General features: G+C 73.1%; 12 protein-coding genes. 5 read left to right on the forward strand and 7 right to left on the reverse strand.

Translation table 11 applies throughout. From position 1 onward, the window contains the following. Nucleotides 1-116: 116 nt before the first annotated feature. The 5 genes from SCAB_RS48680 (at nucleotide 117) to SCAB_RS27815 (ending at nucleotide 8,948) form a co-directional block, all read left to right on the forward strand. Nucleotides 117-443, forward strand: coding sequence for an anti-sigma factor antagonist (locus tag SCAB_RS48680; protein WP_063649863.1), 327 nt, complete (start codon nucleotides 117-119; stop codon nucleotides 441-443). Further along, nucleotides 436-2,916 carry a hypothetical protein gene (locus SCAB_RS27800; RefSeq protein ID WP_049875785.1) on the forward strand — a complete coding sequence of 827 codons (2,481 nt, stop codon included), beginning with the start codon at nucleotides 436-438 and terminating at the stop codon, nucleotides 2,914-2,916. Before SCAB_RS48680 ends, SCAB_RS27800 begins: the two co-directional genes overlap by 8 nt. A gap of 126 nt (nucleotides 2,917-3,042) precedes the next feature. After that, nucleotides 3,043-6,843 carry an ABC transporter ATP-binding protein gene (locus SCAB_RS27805; protein ID WP_231885137.1) on the forward strand — a complete coding sequence of 1,267 codons (3,801 nt, stop codon included), beginning with the start codon at nucleotides 3,043-3,045 and terminating at the stop codon, nucleotides 6,841-6,843. A 121-nt stretch (nucleotides 6,844-6,964) separates the two neighbouring features. After that, complete coding sequence (locus tag SCAB_RS27810; protein ID WP_037729558.1) at nucleotides 6,965-7,315, forward strand: hypothetical protein; 351 nt, start codon at nucleotides 6,965-6,967, stop codon at nucleotides 7,313-7,315. A gap of 202 nt (nucleotides 7,316-7,517) precedes the next feature. Then, the gene (locus SCAB_RS27815) at nucleotides 7,518-8,948 is read left to right on the forward strand and encodes a S28 family serine protease (RefSeq protein WP_013003415.1); all 1,431 of its coding nucleotides are present in this window, start codon (nucleotides 7,518-7,520) and stop codon (nucleotides 8,946-8,948) included. Nucleotides 8,949-9,035: 87 nt separating this feature from the next. Here SCAB_RS27815 and SCAB_RS27820 read toward each other — a convergent pair whose 3' ends face one another. The 7 genes from SCAB_RS27820 to SCAB_RS27850 form a co-directional block, all read right to left on the reverse strand. Further along, nucleotides 9,036-9,671, reverse strand: a complete 636-nt coding sequence (locus SCAB_RS27820) for a hypothetical protein (protein ID WP_037729559.1) — start codon at nucleotides 9,669-9,671, stop codon at nucleotides 9,036-9,038. Nucleotides 9,672-9,835: 164 nt separating this feature from the next. Further along, on the reverse strand, nucleotides 9,836-11,638 hold the full coding sequence (locus SCAB_RS27825) for a glycoside hydrolase family 3 protein (RefSeq protein WP_013003417.1): 1,803 nt from the start codon (nucleotides 11,636-11,638) through the stop codon (nucleotides 9,836-9,838). Nucleotides 11,639-11,848: 210 nt separating this feature from the next. Beyond that, nucleotides 11,849-12,778 carry an MHYT domain-containing protein gene (locus tag SCAB_RS27830; protein ID WP_013003418.1) on the reverse strand — a complete coding sequence of 310 codons (930 nt, stop codon included), beginning with the start codon at nucleotides 12,776-12,778 and terminating at the stop codon, nucleotides 11,849-11,851. 265 nt (nucleotides 12,779-13,043) lie between these two features. Beyond that, nucleotides 13,044-13,850 (reverse strand): sugar phosphate isomerase/epimerase family protein, encoded by an 807-nt coding sequence (locus SCAB_RS27835; RefSeq protein WP_013003419.1) that lies wholly within the window; start codon nucleotides 13,848-13,850, stop codon nucleotides 13,044-13,046. A gap of 76 nt (nucleotides 13,851-13,926) precedes the next feature. Further along, the gene (locus SCAB_RS27840; RefSeq protein WP_013003420.1) at nucleotides 13,927-15,462 is read right to left on the reverse strand and encodes an FAD-dependent oxidoreductase; all 1,536 of its coding nucleotides are present in this window, start codon (nucleotides 15,460-15,462) and stop codon (nucleotides 13,927-13,929) included. Nucleotides 15,463-15,476: 14 nt separating this feature from the next. Then, on the reverse strand, nucleotides 15,477-15,692 hold the full coding sequence (locus SCAB_RS27845) for a CDGSH iron-sulfur domain-containing protein (protein ID WP_013003421.1): 216 nt from the start codon (nucleotides 15,690-15,692) through the stop codon (nucleotides 15,477-15,479). Continuing rightward, nucleotides 15,673-16,455 (reverse strand): methyltransferase, encoded by a 783-nt coding sequence (locus tag SCAB_RS27850; protein ID WP_013003422.1) that lies wholly within the window; start codon nucleotides 16,453-16,455, stop codon nucleotides 15,673-15,675. The genes SCAB_RS27845 and SCAB_RS27850 overlap by 20 nt, the downstream gene beginning before the upstream one ends. Nucleotides 16,456-16,484 lie beyond the last annotated feature (29 nt).

Here is a 16,484-nt window from a genome sequence, read left to right on the forward strand (position 1 = left end):
GGGCAGCCATCGTGGAGCGGCAGGCCCGTAAGCGGCGCGTACCGGAGAAGGGCGTCCTGGTCTCGGGCGACCACACGTACGAGCATGTCTCCGAAGACATAACGCTGGTGAACGTCATGAGCAGAGATCCGGGCGGTGAGATAAGCGTCTCCACTGCGCCTACCCTGCGCGAGCTGATCGTGGACCTGATCAACCAGGGACGGTACTTCCTGGTCGTGGATCTGACGTCCGTCGAGCTTCTGGACTCGACCGGAGTGGGTGTCCTCGTCGGCGGTCTGAAGCGGATCCGTGCCCACAGCGGCGCGATCGCGCTGGTCGTGCCGTCCGAGCGAGTGCTCAAGATGTTCCGGATCACCGGACTGACCAAGGTGTTTCCCATCTTCGCCACCGTGGACCCCGCCGTCGAGTTCCTCGGCAGGGAGGTGCCTGCGGCGCATGTCTGACGGTGAGACACATCGGCGCACCGCCCTCCAATGGGACCCCGTCCGCCTGGGAGTGCATCCCGCCCCCGGCCCGGACACCACCGTGGACCTGCCGTTGACCGAGTACCTCCTCCGCCCGCACGACGAGACCCTGCGGCAGCGGCTGGCCCGCACCGCGGCCACGAACGACTCCGTGTTCGTCCTGCTGGTGGGCCGTTCCGCGAGCGGCAAGACCCGTGCCGTCTACGAGGCGGTGGCGGCCGTCCTGCCCGACTGGCCCGTGGTGCGCCCAGCGGACGCGGACGAGCTGAACGCGGCGGACATCGGCCCCCGCACCGTGCTGTGGCTCGACGAGACGCAGCGCTATCTGAACGGGGCCTCGGGCGAGCGGGCCGCCAGGGTACTGGGGCGGCTGCTCGACGAGGTGGCACCGCTCGCGGTGGTCGGCACCATGTGGCCGGAGCACCTGAGGCGACTGACCGAGAACCGACGGGACGGCGAGGACGAATCGCCATACGTCCGGGCGCTGTTGGCGGGACGCCACGCGATGATCACGGTGCCGGACACGCTGTCCGGCGACGCTCCGGCCGTGGCCGCCGCGGCGGCCCGTGATCCGCGTCTGGCCGCCGCCGTGCGGGCGGCCGGTCCGGGGCATCGGGTACTGCAACACCTCACTGGGGGACCGGAGCTGGTGCGCCGCTGGGAGATGGGCCCGGACCAGTGGTTCACCGCTCCGGAACACGCCGTGCTGACGGCGGCCGTCGAGGCGCGCAGGCTCGGCCACACCAGCGCCGTACCGGCGGGGTTGCTGAGGGAGGCCGCGGTCGGGTTCATGGCCTCCACCGCCCGTGCGACCGCGGGCGAGGAGTGGTTCCCGGCGGCCATCGGAGCGCTGACGACGGCAGGCCGCGGCCCCGCTCCGCTGATCGCGGAACGGCACGAGCCCGGCGTCGGCGTCCCCGACAGCTATCGCCCGGACGACTACCTGGAGCAGCACATCCGCCGGGTCAGGGCGCATCGGGCGCCACCGGCCGAGTTCTGGACGGGTGCCTCCTGGGCCAGAACCCCCGATGACCTGTACTCCTTCGGACGGGCCGCCGAACAGCGGCGTCGATACGGGTGTGCGGTGGCGCTGTACGAGAACGCCGTGCAGCAGGGCCACAGACGGGCCCGAGCCGCCTGGGCGGTGCTGCGGGAGACCACCGACGGCCGGGTCGCCGCCGAGGAGACGGCCGCGACGGACCCCGTCGCCTGGGCGGCTCTCGCGATGTCGAGGGAGAGCGGCGGCGACAGGCGCGCCGCCTATGACGCGTATCGGCAGGCGGCCCGGGCGGGTGACGCGTGGGCGTGGTCGGCGATGGCCAGGATCCATGAGGAGGACGGGGAACAGGCCGCCGCGGACGATGTCGCGGCCTTGGCCGGGGCGGCGGGGCAGCCGCTCGCCTGGCGGACGCTCGGCCGGATGCGCGCGGACCACGGCCCGGCCGCGGCCAAGGCGTTCGAGCAGGCCGTGAGCCTCGGTGACGGATGGGGGCACGTCGGGCTCGCGCAGGTCGCCGAACGCGCGGGTGACCTCCACGAGGCGGTGGAGCACGCCACGCGGGCGGCCGACACGGGCGTCACGGCGGCCTGGGCGCGTCTGGTACGGCTGCACTGGTCGCTCGGCGACCCCGCGTCGGCCGTGGCAGCGGCGACCGGCGGCGCGGACACCGGAAACCCGGAGGGCTGGTCCCTGTTGGCGCGACTGCGCCACGGAATCGGCGACCTGTCGGGCACCGCAGCCGCCTACCGCGAGGCCGCGGCCCTCGGCGTCGGCGCGGCCTGGCGTGAACTGGCCCTGCTCGCCGAGTCGGACGGCGACGCCGTAGGTGCTGAGGAAGCCGCCGCGCAGGCGGTGCGCACCGGTGATCCGGAGGCCTGGACCGCCCTGGCCGAGGACCGCGCGGAACGTGGCGACGACACAGGCGCCGCACATGCCGCCGCGGAGGCGGCGCGCGCCGGTGACGTGGAGGCGTGGATCACGCTGGCGCGCGGCCTGGAACGCGCCGGTGACGCGGAGAGCGCGGAGCTCGCCGCCGACCTGGCCGCGGACCGAGGCTCACACACGGGGTGGGCCGCGCTGTCCCGGATGCGGGAACGCGCCGGGGACCGGGACGGATCCCGGCGAGCGGTGCTGCGGGCCGACGCCCTCGGCGCCTCCGACACCTGGACCGCACTGGGCCGCGTGCGCGAGGAACTGGGTGACACCGCCGCCGCCGAACGCGCGTACGTCCGTGGCTGCGAGGCCGGTGACACGGAGGCGTACGCCGCCCTCGGCGCCCTGTACCTGGAACAGGGACGGTCGGCCGAGGCCTGCGCGGCTTACCGGTCGGCTGTCGACGCGGGCATCCCCGACGCCTGGGAAGGTCTGCTGACGGCCTTGGCGGCCCAGGCACCCCGCGCGATCTCGGCGCAGACGGTGGACCGGCTCCGTACGACGGGACTGCCGGCGTAAGGGTGAGCGGCCAGGGTCTGTCGGGCCCCACGCCCATCCACCCGCACCGCCCCCCCAGCCACCCGCACCCGCCCGACAGACCCCGGCTTCCCGGGCTCGACCGCGGAGCGAGATTGTTGCGGCGGGATGAAATCCGCGGCCCCACGTGTTGGTCTCCAGCGGAGACCAGGACGAACGGAGGGCACCGGCGTGACAGCGCAGCAGGGGGGCGACCGAGGGTGGGCGCGCAGACTCGCCGGATACGCCTGGCGGCATCCCAGGGACGTGATCCTCGCCCTCGGCTCGTCCCTCGGCGGTATGGCCGTGATGGCCCTGGTCCCCCTGATCACCAAGGTGATCATCGATGACGTGATCGGGGACCGGACCCGGGCCATGGCCCCCTGGGCGGCGGCCCTGATCGGCGCCGCCCTCCTGGTGTACGTCTTCACCTACGTCCGCCGCTACTACGGCGGACGTCTCGCGCTCGACGTCCAGCACGACCTGCGCACGGAGATGTACGGGACGATCACCGGCCTCGACGGACGGCGGCAGGACGAGCTGTCCACCGGGCAGGTCGTCGGCCGTGCCACCAGCGACCTCCAGCTGATCCAGGGCCTGCTCTTCATGCTGCCGATGACCATCGGCAACATCCTGCTGTTCCTGATCTCCCTCGTGATCATGGCGTGGCTGTCGCTGCCCCTCACCCTGGTCGCGATCGCCGTCGCCCCCGCCCTGTGGTGGATCGCCCTGCGCAGCCGCGCCAGGCTGCACCCCGCCACCTGGTACGCCCAGGCCCAGGCCGCCGCCGTCGCGGGCGTCGTCGACGGCGCCGTCAGCGGCGTCCGCGTGGTCAAGGGGTTCGGGCAGGAGGAGCAGGAGACCGGGAAGCTGCGGGAGGTCGGCCGGCGGCTCTTCGCGGGCCGGCTGCGGACCATCCGGTTCAATTCCCGGTACACCCCCGCCCTCCAGGCCGTCCCCGCCCTCGGCCAGGTCGCGATGCTGGCGCTCGGCGGCTGGCTGGCCGTGCGCGGCCACATCACGCTCGGCACGTTCGTCGCGTTCTCCACCTACCTCGCCCAGCTCGTCGGCCCCGTCCGCATGCTCGCCATGGTCCTCACCGTCGGCCAGCAGGCCCGCGCCGGCACCGAGCGCGTCCTGGAGCTGATCGACACCGAGCCCACGCTCGCCGAGGGCACCAAGGACCTCCCCGCCGACGCACCCGCGACCGTCGAGTTCGACGACGTGTCCTTCGGCTACGCCGACGGGCACCCCGTCCTCGACGGCCTCAGCTTCGAGATCCGTCCCGGTGAGACCCTCGCCGTCGTCGGCTCCTCCGGCTCCGGCAAGTCCACCGTCTCCCTCCTCCTCCCACGCTTCTACGACGTGTCCCGCGGCGCGCTCCTCATCGGCGGCCACGACGTCCGCGAACTCACCCTCGACTCGCTGCGCGCCGCGATCGGCCTGGTCCCCGAGGACTCCTTCCTCTTCTCCGACACGGTCCGCGCCAACATCGCCTACGGCCGCCCCGACGCGACCGACGAGCAGATCGAGGCCGCCGCCCGCGCCGCCCAGGCGGACCGTTTCATCGCCGAGCTGCCCGACGGCTACGCCACCAAGGTCGGCGAGCACGGCCTCACCCTCTCCGGCGGCCAGCGCCAGCGCGTCGCCCTCGCCCGCGCGATCCTCACCGACCCGCGCCTGCTCGTCCTCGACGACGCGACCTCGGCCGTGGACGCCCGCGTGGAGCACGAGATCCACGAGGCCCTGGCCCGCGTCATGGAGGGCCGTACGACCCTCCTGATCGCCCACCGCCGCTCCACCCTGAACCTCGCCGACCGCATCGCCGTCCTCGACGGGGGCCGCCTCGCCGACATCGGCACCCACGAGGAGCTGGAACGCCGCTCCGCCCTCTACCGCCGGCTGCTGACGGACCCCGACGAACTCGGCGGAGTCTCGCCCGGACACACCCCCGCGGCCTCCCTCGCCCAGGCCGACGACACCGCCGTACGCGACTCGATACGGGACGAGCTGGACGCCGAGTTCGACGCCGAGCGCGGCATCACGCCCCGGCTGTGGACCGGTGACCGCGAGCCCCGCGACACCGCCTTCGACGGCACCCCCGCCACCCCCGAACTCCTCGCCCAGGTCGAGGCGTTGCCCCCGGCGACCGACACCCCCGGCATCGACGAGGCCCGCGCGGTCGCGCCGGAGGAGTCGTACGGCCTGCGGCGGCTGCTGCGCGGCTTCGGCCTGCCCCTGCTGGTCAGCCTGGCGCTCGTCGCCGTCGACGCGGGCGCGGGCCTGCTGCTGCCCGTGCTGATCCGGCACGGCATCGACGACGGCGTCTCCCAGGCGGCGCTCGGCGCGGTCTGGGCCGCGGCCCTGCTGGGCCTGGTCGCGGTGCTCGCCCAGTGGGCGGCCCAGATCGGTGAGACGCGGATGACCGGCCGGACCGGCGAACGCGTCCTGTACTCCCTGCGCCTGAAGATCTTCGCCCAGCTGCAGCGCCTCGGGCTCGACTACTACGAGCGGGAGCTGACGGGCCGGATCATGACCCGGATGACGACCGACGTGGACGCCCTGTCGTCGTTCCTGCAGACGGGCCTCGTCACGGCCTTCGTCTCCGTCGTCACCTTCTTCGGCATCATGGTCGCCCTGCTGGTGCTGGACGTGGAGCTGGCCCTCGTCGTCTTCGCCACGCTCCCGCCGCTGATCGTCTGCACGTTCTTCTTCCGGCGGGCGAGCGTCAAGGCGTACGAGCTGGCCCGCGAGCGGGTGTCCGTGGTCAACGCGGACCTCCAGGAGTCGGTGGCCGGGCTGCGGATCGTGCAGGCGTTCCGGGGCGAGCGCGCGGGCGGCGAGCGGTTCACGGCGGGCAGCGACAGCTACCGCCGGGCCCGGATCCACGGCCAGTGGCTGATCTCCCTCTACTTCCCGTTCGTGCAGTTCCTGTCCTCGGCGGCGGCCGCGGCCGTCCTGATCGTCGGCGCCCACCGCGTCGACGCGGGCACCCTGACCACCGGCGCCCTGGTCGCCTACCTCCTCTACATCGACCTGTTCTTCGCCCCCGTCCAGCAGCTCTCCCAGGTCTTCGACGGCTACCAGCAGGCCACCGTCTCCCTGGGCCGCATCCAGGAACTCCTCCGGGAGCCGACGTCCACGAAGTCCGCCGCCGAGCCGCGCCGGGTCCGTGCGCTGCGCGGTGAGATCAGGTTCGAGGACGTGGACTTCGCCTACGGCTCCGCCGACGGGGAAGCGGCCCTGAGCGGTGTGGCGCTGTCGATCCCCGCCGGCCAGACCGTCGCCTTCGTCGGCGAGACCGGCGCCGGCAAGTCGACGCTCGTCAAGCTCGTCGCCCGCTTCTACGACCCGACCGGCGGCCGGGTCACCGTCGACGGCACCGACCTGCGCGATCTCGACCTGACCTCGTACCGGCACCGCCTGGGCGTCGTCCCCCAGGAGGCGTACCTCTTCCAGGGCACGGTCCGGGACGCCATCGCCTACGGCCGCCCCGACGCGACCGACGCCGAGGTGGAGGCCGCCTCCCGCGCGGTCGGCGCCCACGACATGATCGCCACGCTCGACGGCGGCTACCTCCACGAGGTCGCCGAGCGCGGCCGCAACCTCTCCGCCGGGCAGCGGCAGCTGATCGCGCTGGCCCGCGCGGAACTGGTGAACCCGGACGTGCTGCTCCTCGACGAGGCGACGGCCGCGCTCGACCTGGCCACCGAGGCGCAGGTCAACCAGGCCACCGACCGCCTCGCCGGACGCCGTACGACGCTCGTCGTCGCCCACCGGCTCACCACGGCCGCCCGCGCCGACCGCGTCGTCGTCATGGACCACGGCCGGGTCGTGGAGGACGGCACCCATGACGAGCTCCTGGCCCACGAGGGCCGGTACGCGGCACTGTGGCGCACGTTCGTGGGCGAGCCGGTTCTGAAGCCGTAGCGCCCCTCCGTAGCGTGTCCCCTTGAGCGCGCAACCGTTCGAGGGGGGTTGTGCGTCCGTACATCAGTACGGGTGTGTGGCGGGAGGGGCTGCAGTGAGCGGGCGTGGGATACGTCGGCGCATGGCGCTCGTACTGGCCGTGCTGACGACCGCCGGGCTGCTGGCCCTCGCGGGGCCGCCGACGAGTGCGGAGGCGGCCGCGTCGTGCGCCGGGCGCAAGGTGCGGACGCTGACCTTCGACACCGGCACCGTACGGGTCTACCGCAAGGGCGGCCGGTACGTCTGCGCCGTCCTCGTGCCGCGGAAGCCCGCCCGCAAGGGCACCCTGCGCATCCGGGCCTGGGGCGGCCAGTGGGTGCGCAACGAGAAGCACCCCGCCGGTCCCGTGACCGTGCACGCGGGCCGGCGTCCGGTGTGCATCAAGGCGCGGGCAGGCGGCCGGAGTTACGACTCGGGCTGGATCCTGCGCTGAACCGCCGCGCCCGTCCCGCGCCGGGCCCCGGCTCCGGTGTCCCGGCGGGCCGGTGCCCCGCACAGGGTTTTCCCTATCCCTCCCGGCCGCGGCCGAAAGCAGTCCAGTTGGCCCCTTTCTTCCCTGGTGCCCCGGCGGTGGCTCCGATAGCTTCCGGCGCACAGCCGCTGCACAACTGCATAGCTGCATAGGGGAGAAACGCATGCGCAAAGCACTCAGGTGGGTGCTGTCGCTCGTGGTGCTCATCGGCACACTGAGCACGGCGGGGGCGGCCACCGCCGCCGGGTCGGACACCGCCGACATCAAGGACCGACTGCTCGCCGTACCGGGCGTGAGCCTCATCCAGGAGAAGCCGTACCCGGGTTACCGCTTCTTCGTCCTCAACTTCACCCAGCCGGTGGACCACAGGAACCCGAAGAAGGGCACGTTCCAGCAGCGGATCACCGTGCTGCACAAGGACACGGCCCGGCCGACGGTCTTCTACACCGGCGGCTACAACGTCTCCGCCAACCCCGGCCGCCGCGAGCCCACCCAGATCGTGGACGGCAACCAGGTCTCCATGGAGTACCGGTTCTTCAACCCGTCCCGCCCCGACCCGGCCGACTGGTCGAAGCTGGACATCTGGCAGGCGGCCAGCGACCAGCACCGGATCTTCCGGGCGCTGAGGAAGATCTACCGCGAGAACTGGATCTCGACCGGCGGCTCGAAGGGCGGCATGACCGCCACCTACTACGAGCGCTTCTACCCGCACGACATGGACGGTGTCGTCGCGTACGTCGCCCCCAACGACGTCGTCAACGACGAGGACTCGGCATACGACCGGTTCTTCGCCAACGTCGGCACCAAGGAGTGCCGCGACCGGCTGAACGCCGTGCAGCGCGAGGCGCTGGTGCGCCGTGAGCCGCTGGAGAAGAAGTACGCGGAGGTCGCCGCCGCCGACGGCCTCACCTTCCACACGATCGGCAGCCTCGACAAGGCGTACGAGGCGGTCGTCCTCGACTACGTCTGGGGCTTCTGGCAGTACAGCCTGCTCGCCGACTGCGACAGCGGCGTCATCCCGAAGGACGCCAAGGCCGCGACGGACGACGAGATCTGGACGTCCATCGACACGATCTCCGGCTTCTCCGCCTACGCCGACCAGGGCCTGGAGCCGTACACGCCGTACTACTACCAGGCGGGTACGCAGCTGGGCGCGCCCGACATCAAGTTCCCGCACATCGAGAAGAAGTACATCCGCTACGGCTACCAGCCGCCCCGGAACTTCGTCCCGCGGGACATCAGGATGACGTTCGACCCGACCGCGATGCGCGACGTCGACACCTGGGTCCGGAACAACGCCAAGCAGATGCTGTTCGTCTACGGGCAGAACGACCCGTGGGGCTCCGAGCCGTTCCACCTGGGCAAGAAGGCGCGCGACTCGTACGTCTTCACGGCGCCCGGCGCCAACCACGGTGCCAACGTCGCCGGTCTGGTGAAGGCGCAGAAGGACCTGGCCACGGCCCGGATCCTGAAGTGGGCGGGCGTCGCCCCGGCCGCCGTCCAGGCCGACCCGGGCAAGGCGAAGCCGCTGGCGAAGTTCGACTCCAAGCTCGACAAGCGTGACATCGAGCGGGAGATGACGCTCCGGCCGTAGTTCGCGGGAGCAGTAGGCGAGTCGGGCCCGGTTGCCGCCCTCCGGTGGCAGCCGGGCCTGCCGTTTCCCGCCCCTCGCCCGGGTCCCTCACACCGGCACCGCACAGCCCACCGGCCGCTGCCCGCCCAGCCGTACGTACAGGTCCGTGGCGGCCGGGCACCGCGTCCTGGTGTCGACGGCCGTCGTCACCTCGTACTCCGGGTCGTGCCGGCCCCGGCCGTCGCAGGCCGTCTCGCGGACCTCGCCCCGCCCGGCGCCGTAGACACAGTCGCCCACGATGGTGCGGGGGCCGCCTCCGCCGCCGGGGTCGCCCGGGTGCGGCGGCTGCAGCTTGCGCATACAGGCGTAGCCCTGCGGCACGGAACCGTCGCCGTCCTCGTCCTCGCCGGACACACCCGGCCCGGCGGACCCGTCCGGGGCGGGCCGGGACTCGCTGATGTGGAGGACGAAGTCGGTGGTCGGCGGGCAGAGGGGGCCCTGGCCGGCCCGGTCGTCGTGCCGGGCCACCACCCGGGCGGCGGCCCGTTCGCCCGCGCAGGGCACCTCGGTGAAGCTGGTCGTCCCGAACGAACTGCACTCGTCGACGCCGAGGAACACCGACCCGTACCCGGACGGCGGGGCCGACGCGGCCGTGGTCGAGCGCTCCCCGGTCTCCTCGTCCGTCCCGCCGGACCAGCCCTGGCACCCCGACAGCGCGGCGGCCGCCAGGACGACCGCGGACATCAGCACTCCCGCGCGCACGATTCGAACGCGACGCACCCCTCGCATGGCCACCCCCGATGAACCCCCGTCCAGCGTGACCCCGTGGAAGGGGTCACGCTGGACATATCGTGCGCTTTGCGTCAGTTGGGGGCGGTGTGCGAATCGTGCGGCGTAGGCCCTCTACGTCAGGGGCCGTAGGTCAGACCGTGCCCGATCGGATAGAGCACCCGCGTCGGGGCGTCGGCCCGCTGCACCGGGACCGGCAGCTTTCCGCGCGGCGCCACCCGCCCGGCCAGCACCCGTGCCGCCGCCCGCACCTCCACGTCCGTCCAGGAGTACGCGGCCACGCAGCCCTTCACCCCGGGAAGGTGGGCCACGTCGTACGGGTTGCGGACCGCGACCGCCACCACGGGGACACCGGTGGCGATCAGCCGTGCGACGAGGGTCTTCTGCGTACCGGTCGCCGTCACGTTGTACGTCGCCACGACCACGACGTCCTGGCCGGCCGCTGCCGCGACCGCCTGGTCGATGGCCGCCTGGGTGGGGGCCGTACCGGTCGGCAGCCGGGTCGTCGTGAAGCCGAGGGAGGTGAGTTCGGCGGCGAGGACGGCCGTCGGCGGGCCCGTGGTGCCCGTCGGGGACGCCGGGTCGGCGCCGACCACCAGCACCTTGCGCTGCCCGGTGCGGTTCAGCGGCAGCAGCCCGCCCTTGTTGACCAGGAGGGTCGTGGTCCGCTCGGCGATCCGGTCGGCGGCGTCGAGGTGCCGCGCGATCCCCACCACCCGGTCGACCCCGGCGTCACTCACGTACGGCCGCTCGAACAGTCCCAGCTTCGCCTTGAGCCGCAGGATGCGCAGGAGCGACCTGTCGAGGCGGGCCTCGGTCAGCTCGCCGGCGTGCACGGCGTCGAGGACCGCGTTCCACGCCACGTCGATCGAGGGCGGGTTGAGCAGCTGGTCGACACCGGCCTTCAGGGCCAGCACCGGCACCCGGTCGTCGCCGTACTTCTCCCGGACGCCCTGCATGCCGAGCGAGTCGGTGACCACGACCCCGTCGTAGCCCAGTTCGCCGCGCAGGATGCCGGTGATGATCGGGCGGGAGAGGGTGGCCGGGTCGCCGGAGGGGTCCAGGGCGGGGACCATGATGTGCGCGGTCATGATCGAGTCGATCCCGGCGCGGATCGCGGCCTTGAAGGGCGGGGCGTCGAGGGCCGTCCACTGCTTCCGGGTGTGCTCGATGACCGGGAAGCCGTAGTGGCTGTCGACGGCCGTGTCCCCGTGCCCCGGGAAGTGCTTGGCGGTGGCCGCCACCCCGGCCTCCTGATACCCCTTCACCTGGGCGGCGACCAGCTTCGAGACGGCCTTCGGGTCGGCGCCGAAGGAGCGGACGCCGATGACCGGGTTGGCCGGGTTGACGTTCACGTCGGCGACCGGCGCGTAGTCCTGCCGGACACCGAGGGCGCGCAGTTCGGCGCCGCTGATGCGGCCGGCCTCGCGGGCGTCGGTGCCGGAGCCGCCCGCGCCGAGGGCCATCGCGCCCGGCAGCAGGGTGGCGGGCCTGCCGACCCGGGCCACGGCGCCGTGCTCCTGGTCGGTGGAGACCAGGACGGGCAGGCCGCGGGGGAGGGCGAGGGAGGCGCGCTGGATGCCGTTGCCCAGGGCGGCGATCTGGTGGGGGTCGCGGGTGTTGTGCGCCCACGAGAAGTAGATGATCCCGCCGACCCGGTACTTCGCCAGCAGTTCGGCTGCCGTCCGGACGCCCAGCTCCTGGAGGTTGGCGTCGATGTCGGCCTGGTCGGGGGCGGTCGCCGAGTGCCCGTAGACCCGCATCACGAACAGCTGGCCGACCTTCTCCTCCAGCGTCATGCGCGAGATGAGACGGCGCAGCCGCTTGTCGTCGGGGCCGCTGACGGCCTGGGCGTCGGTGCCGAGGGTCAGGGCCGTGGTGACGCCCGCCGTGGCGGCGAGGAGGGTACGTCTGGAGGGCACGTGCGGCGCTCCTTCCGGAGGGGGGAGAGAGGGAGCTGTGGACTGAAGAAAACTTCCAGAGTGCCACGATTATCCGGAAAGTTTCTTCCGGTCAAGGAGTGGGGGTGGGTCGGGGTGCGTGTTCGTGTGCGGGTTCGGTGGGGCTTCTCGCGCAGTTCCCCGCGCCCCTGAAAGACCGGCCCCACGCACCCGCACCCGAACACGCACCCGTCACCACTGCTGGGCGCGGTCCCCCGCCTGTCGTGCCCGGGCATCGGGGCGGCGGGGGCGGGGAGTGAAGAGGGAGGGGCCGGCGTCGTCGTCGGGGTGTTGCAGCGGGACGTCGGGCCGGTCGGCCCGCCAGGGCTGTCGCGGGGCCTCGGGCTCCCGCCGCCGCCCGCGCACGGCGGACCGGTCCCAGTCGCCCTCGCCGAGCACCAGCATCGGGTCGAACATCACGACCACCCCCGCGAGCAGCAGGAAGATCACCGGCCCGATGAGCATGGGCAGCAGGATCGACGTGGGCGACTCGCCGGTGAACGTGCCGGGGGCCGTGCCGTGCAGATGGACCCCCACCGCCGCCATGCCCGTGTAGTGCATCCCGGAGACGGCGACCCCCATCACCAGGCTGGCGCCCAGGCTGGTCAGGAAGCCCCGGATCGACACGGCCGCCCAGAGCGCGGCGGTCGCGGCGGCGATGGCGATGCCGATGGAGAGGGCGACGACGGCGAGGTCGTAGCGGATGTACCCGTTCAGCTGGATGGCGGCCATGCCCAGGTAGTGCATGGCGGCCACCCCGAGGCCCGTGACGCCTCCCGCGGCGCACAGGGAGGCCGTGCTGACCCCGCGGTAGCCCACGGCGAAGACCCCGACACCGACGACGGTGACGGCCACGACCAGGCTGAGCACGGTCAGCCCGACGTCGTAGTGGATCTCGCTCTCCTTGACCCGGAAGCCGATCATCGCGATGAAGTGCATGGTCCAGATGCCGCAGCCGATCGAGGCGGCCCCGAGGGCCAGCCAGCCGGGCTTCCAGGACTGCTCGTTGTAGACCGACCGTACGACGCAGCGCAGGCCGAGCGCCGCGCCCAGGCAGGCCATGACATAGGCGGCCACCGGGGTGACCGCGCCGTAGCTGAAACCGTCGACCGTGCCTTGCATATGCCAAATCCCCCCGATACATGGCCAGTTGTGCCTGGCTGTCGCGGGAGGTAAGTCTGCTGTAAGGACGGGCCGCAGCGCTCCGTTTTCCCAGAGTTACTGTCGGTACTTGGTCGGTGCTTGTTCGGCGCGTGATCGGCTTTGGGCGAGTCGATACTGATTCGCGGTCAAAATCCGCGCCGCATACAAGCCGCATACAAGCCGCGTGCCGGCCGCATGCAAGAAGAGGGGCCTGAGCTTGACGTTTCAAGCTCAGGCCCGTGCTCTACGCGGCGTCGTTGAGGAGCCGTCCGAGGTGTTCCCGGCCCGCCGCCAGCAGCTCCGGCAGCGGCGCGGCCTCCTCGTACCACCGCTTCTCGTACTCCCAGCACAGCCACCCGTCCCAGTCCTTGCGGGACAGCAGCTCGACGCACTCGCCGAGCGGCAGGACGCCCGCGCCGAGCGGGAGCGGGGTGGTGTCCTCGGGGGAGGCGATGTCCTTGACCTGGACGTAGCCGAGGAAGGGGGAGAGGGCGGCGTAGGACTCGGCGGGCTGTTCGCCGCCGAGCCAGGTGTGCATCACGTCCCAGAGGGAGCCGACACTGCCGTGGCCGACCGGACCGAGCACCCGGATCGCGTCGGCGCCGGTGCGGTGCGAGTCATGGGTCTCCAGCAGGACCCGTACGCCCCGGTCGGCCGCGTCCTCCGCCGCCGTGCCGAGCCGCCGCGCCGCGATCGCGTCGGCCTCGTCCGGGCTCTGGCCACTGTCCGGGTCGGCGCCGGGGAAGACGCGGACGAAGGGGGCGCCCAGGTCCCGGGCCAGGTCCAGGAGGCCGCGGATCTCGTCCAGTACGGGACCGTCCTCGCCCGGCGCGGCGACCCGCGCGTACCCGGCGAGTCCCAGGATCTCCACCCCGGCCGCCTTGAACTCGGCGGCCACCTCGGCGCGTTCGCCGGCCCCGATCCCCGGGTGCACCGGCTCCTCGGGATGGGCGCGCAACTCGACGCCGTGATAGCCGTGCGCGACGGCGAGCCGTACGACGTCGGCGACGGGGAGACCGGGGACACCGAGGGTGGAGAACGCGAGTTTCATGCCTTCGGACCGTACACGCCGTCCGGCGCCGTGCGGCACCCCGCCCGGCGTGGCAGGCGGCCTTCGCACCGGCGCATCAGATGTCCCGCCGTTCCAGCGGCTTCGTCGCGGGCCCCTGGACGATCCGGCCCTCGACGTCGAAGCGGGAGCCGTGGCAGGGGCACTCCCAGGTCCGTTCGGCGCGGTTGAAGCCGACCAGACAGCCCATGTGGGTGCAGCGGGCGGAGACGGCGTGCAGCGAGCCGTCCTCGTCCCGGTGGACCGCGTGGTGGTGGGCGCCGACGCGGACGACCGCGCCGTCCCCCGGGGCGATGGCGTCCACGGAGGCGTTCCCGGGCGGGCTGATCCGGTCGCCGACGAAGTGCCGGGCCACCTGCGCCTGGTGCTTGAGGAAGCTCGGCGCCTCCCGCACTGCGCTGAGCACCCGGCGCGGGTCGTACAGGTCGCTCCACGCGGACTTGTGCCCGGTGATCGACTCGGCCAGCAGCCGCCCGGCCATGATGCCGCCGCTCATGCCCCAGCCGCCGAACCCGGTCGCCACCCAGGTGTGCCGACTGCCCGCGTGGAAGGGGCCGACGAGCGGCACGGAGTCGGTGGAGTCGTTGTCCTGCGTCGCCCAGCGGTGGGTGAAGCCGAGCGGCCCGAACCGCTCGACCGCCCACTCCGCGAGGAGTTCGAACCGCTCCTCCACACCGGCCGTACCCGGCGTGAAGTGCTCCCCGGTGACGATCAGCAGCCGCTGTCCGTCCCCGTACGGGGCGGTCCGCGCGGAGCGGGTGCGCTGCTCCTGGGTGATGTACATGCCGTGCGGGTCCGCGTCGGCGGGCACCGGCGCGGCGAGCACGAGTTCGCGGCGCGGGGAGAGCCGGGTGAACAGCAACGCGCGGTCGAAGACGGGGTAGTGCGTGGCGACCACGACGTCCTCGGCGGTCACGGTGTACCCCGCGTCGGTGGTCAGCCGGCACGGCGAGCCCTCCTTGAGCCGTGTCACGCGCGTCCGCTCGTGGACCGACGCGCCCAGCCGCACCAGGTCCCCGACCAGCGCCAGCAGGTACCTGCGGGGATGGAACTGCGCCTGGTCCGCCACCCGCACCGCCCCCGCGACCGGGAAGGGCAGCCCCGTCTCCGTCACGAACTCGGCGGGCAGCCCGGCCTCCCGGGCCGCCTCCGCCTCGGCCCGCAGCTCCGCCACGCGCCCCTCGTCCTCGGCGTAGGTGTAGGCCGCCGCGTCCTCCCAGTCGCACGCGATGCCCAGTTCCTCCACCACCGCGGCGGCATGCCGGATCGCCTCGCTCTGCGACTGTGCGTACAGCGCGGCCGCCTCGGCGCCCCGGGTCCGCCGCAGCCGGTCGTAGACCAGCGTGTGCAACGCCGTCACCTTGGCCGTGGTGTGCCCGGTGACGCCCGCCGCGACCCGGTCCGCCTCCAGCAGCGCCACCCGCCGCCCGCGCCGCGCCAGCTCCCAGGCGGTGCTGATCCCCGCGATGCCCGCGCCGACCACGGCCACGTCGACGACCAGGTCCCCGTCCGGCGCCGGGTGTTCGCCCTCGTGCGGCGCGCTCTCGATCCAGTACGACCGCTGTTCCGGCCGTGTGTGCTCCTCGGGCTGCATGGTGTGGGGTCCTTTCAGGAGGGCGGCGGCTGTGACGGGGCGCGGCGGCGGTGGCTGGTGTCGCACCACGGGTAGATCCGGCTGCGGCGGCAGGTGCACAGGGCCACGCAGAAACGGTCCGACGACACGGTCGTACCGTCGTCCAGGGCGACCTCGACCGGCCCCTCGACCAGCAGCGGGCCGGGGCGTTGCAGGCTGACGCGGCGGCGTTCAGCGGGGACGTTCGGCACGGATGACCACCAGCTCTTCCTTCTCGTCGCCGGCACCGGCACCGGCACCGGCAGCGTCACAGTCACTGGCACCGGCACTGTCTGCACGGCCCTCGGCCCCCAGCAGTCCGCGGCGGCGCAGCCAGTCGCGCCGTTCCCGCAGGACGGGCCCGAACGCGACCCGGCGGTGCTCCACGACACCGGCCCGCAGCCCCGCCGTCCGCAACTGCGTCAGCGTCCGGTCCGCGTCGCTCAGCGCCGAGTGGACCAGCAGCAGCACGCCGCCGGGCCGCAGCAGCCCCGGCGAGTCCCGGCAGATCCGGTCCAGCAGGAGCCGGCCGTCCCAGCCGCCGTGCCAGGCCCGCGCGGCGCCCCGCGCGTGGCCGGGCCTGTCGGGTCTGGGCGCCGCGCCCGGCCCCGGACCGGGCCCGCGCCGCCGCGCCTGTGCCGGGCCCGGCACGTACGGCGGATTGGACAGGATGAGATCGAAGGACCGCTCGGCCACGGGCCCCAGCAGGTCTCCTCGGACGACGGTCACCGGCAGCCGCGCCAGCAGGGCGTTGACCCGGGTGTTGAGCACGGCCCGCCGGGAGATGTCGACCGCCGTGACGTCCGCGCCGCGCCGCGCCGCCGCCAGCGCGACGGCTCCCGTCCCCGTACCGACGTCCAGCACACGGGCCCGCGGGGCGAGAGGTTCGCGCCCCAGGGCGTGGACCAGGAGTTCGGTGTCGTCCTGCGGGGCGTAGACGCCGGGCAGGGACACGGGGAGGGAGAGGGGGTTCACGGGAATGGGCCTCCTGGCATGTGGGGGTC

The organism is Streptomyces scabiei 87.22 (assembly GCF_000091305.1).
In the GTDB taxonomy this organism is placed as follows: Bacteria; Actinomycetota; Actinomycetes; order Streptomycetales; family Streptomycetaceae; genus Streptomyces; species Streptomyces scabiei.

Coding starts and splice junctions, on each gene's coding strand:
- SCAB_RS48680 (WP_063649863.1), top strand. CDS start 117: ATGAGCAGAGATCCGGGCGGTGAGATAAGCGTCTCCACTGCGCCTACC.
- SCAB_RS27800 (WP_049875785.1), top strand. CDS start 436: ATGTCTGACGGTGAGACACATCGGCGCACCGCCCTCCAATGGGACCCC.
- SCAB_RS27805 (WP_231885137.1), top strand. CDS start 3,043: ATGAAATCCGCGGCCCCACGTGTTGGTCTCCAGCGGAGACCAGGACGA.
- SCAB_RS27810 (WP_037729558.1), top strand. CDS start 6,965: ATGGCGCTCGTACTGGCCGTGCTGACGACCGCCGGGCTGCTGGCCCTC.
- SCAB_RS27815 (WP_013003415.1), top strand. CDS start 7,518: ATGCGCAAAGCACTCAGGTGGGTGCTGTCGCTCGTGGTGCTCATCGGC.
- SCAB_RS27820 (WP_037729559.1), bottom strand. CDS start 9,671: ATGTCCGCGGTCGTCCTGGCGGCCGCCGCGCTGTCGGGGTGCCAGGGC.
- SCAB_RS27830 (WP_013003418.1), bottom strand. CDS start 12,778: ATGCAAGGCACGGTCGACGGTTTCAGCTACGGCGCGGTCACCCCGGTG.
- SCAB_RS27835 (WP_013003419.1), bottom strand. CDS start 13,850: ATGAAACTCGCGTTCTCCACCCTCGGTGTCCCCGGTCTCCCCGTCGCC.
- SCAB_RS27840 (WP_013003420.1), bottom strand. CDS start 15,462: ATGCAGCCCGAGGAGCACACACGGCCGGAACAGCGGTCGTACTGGATC.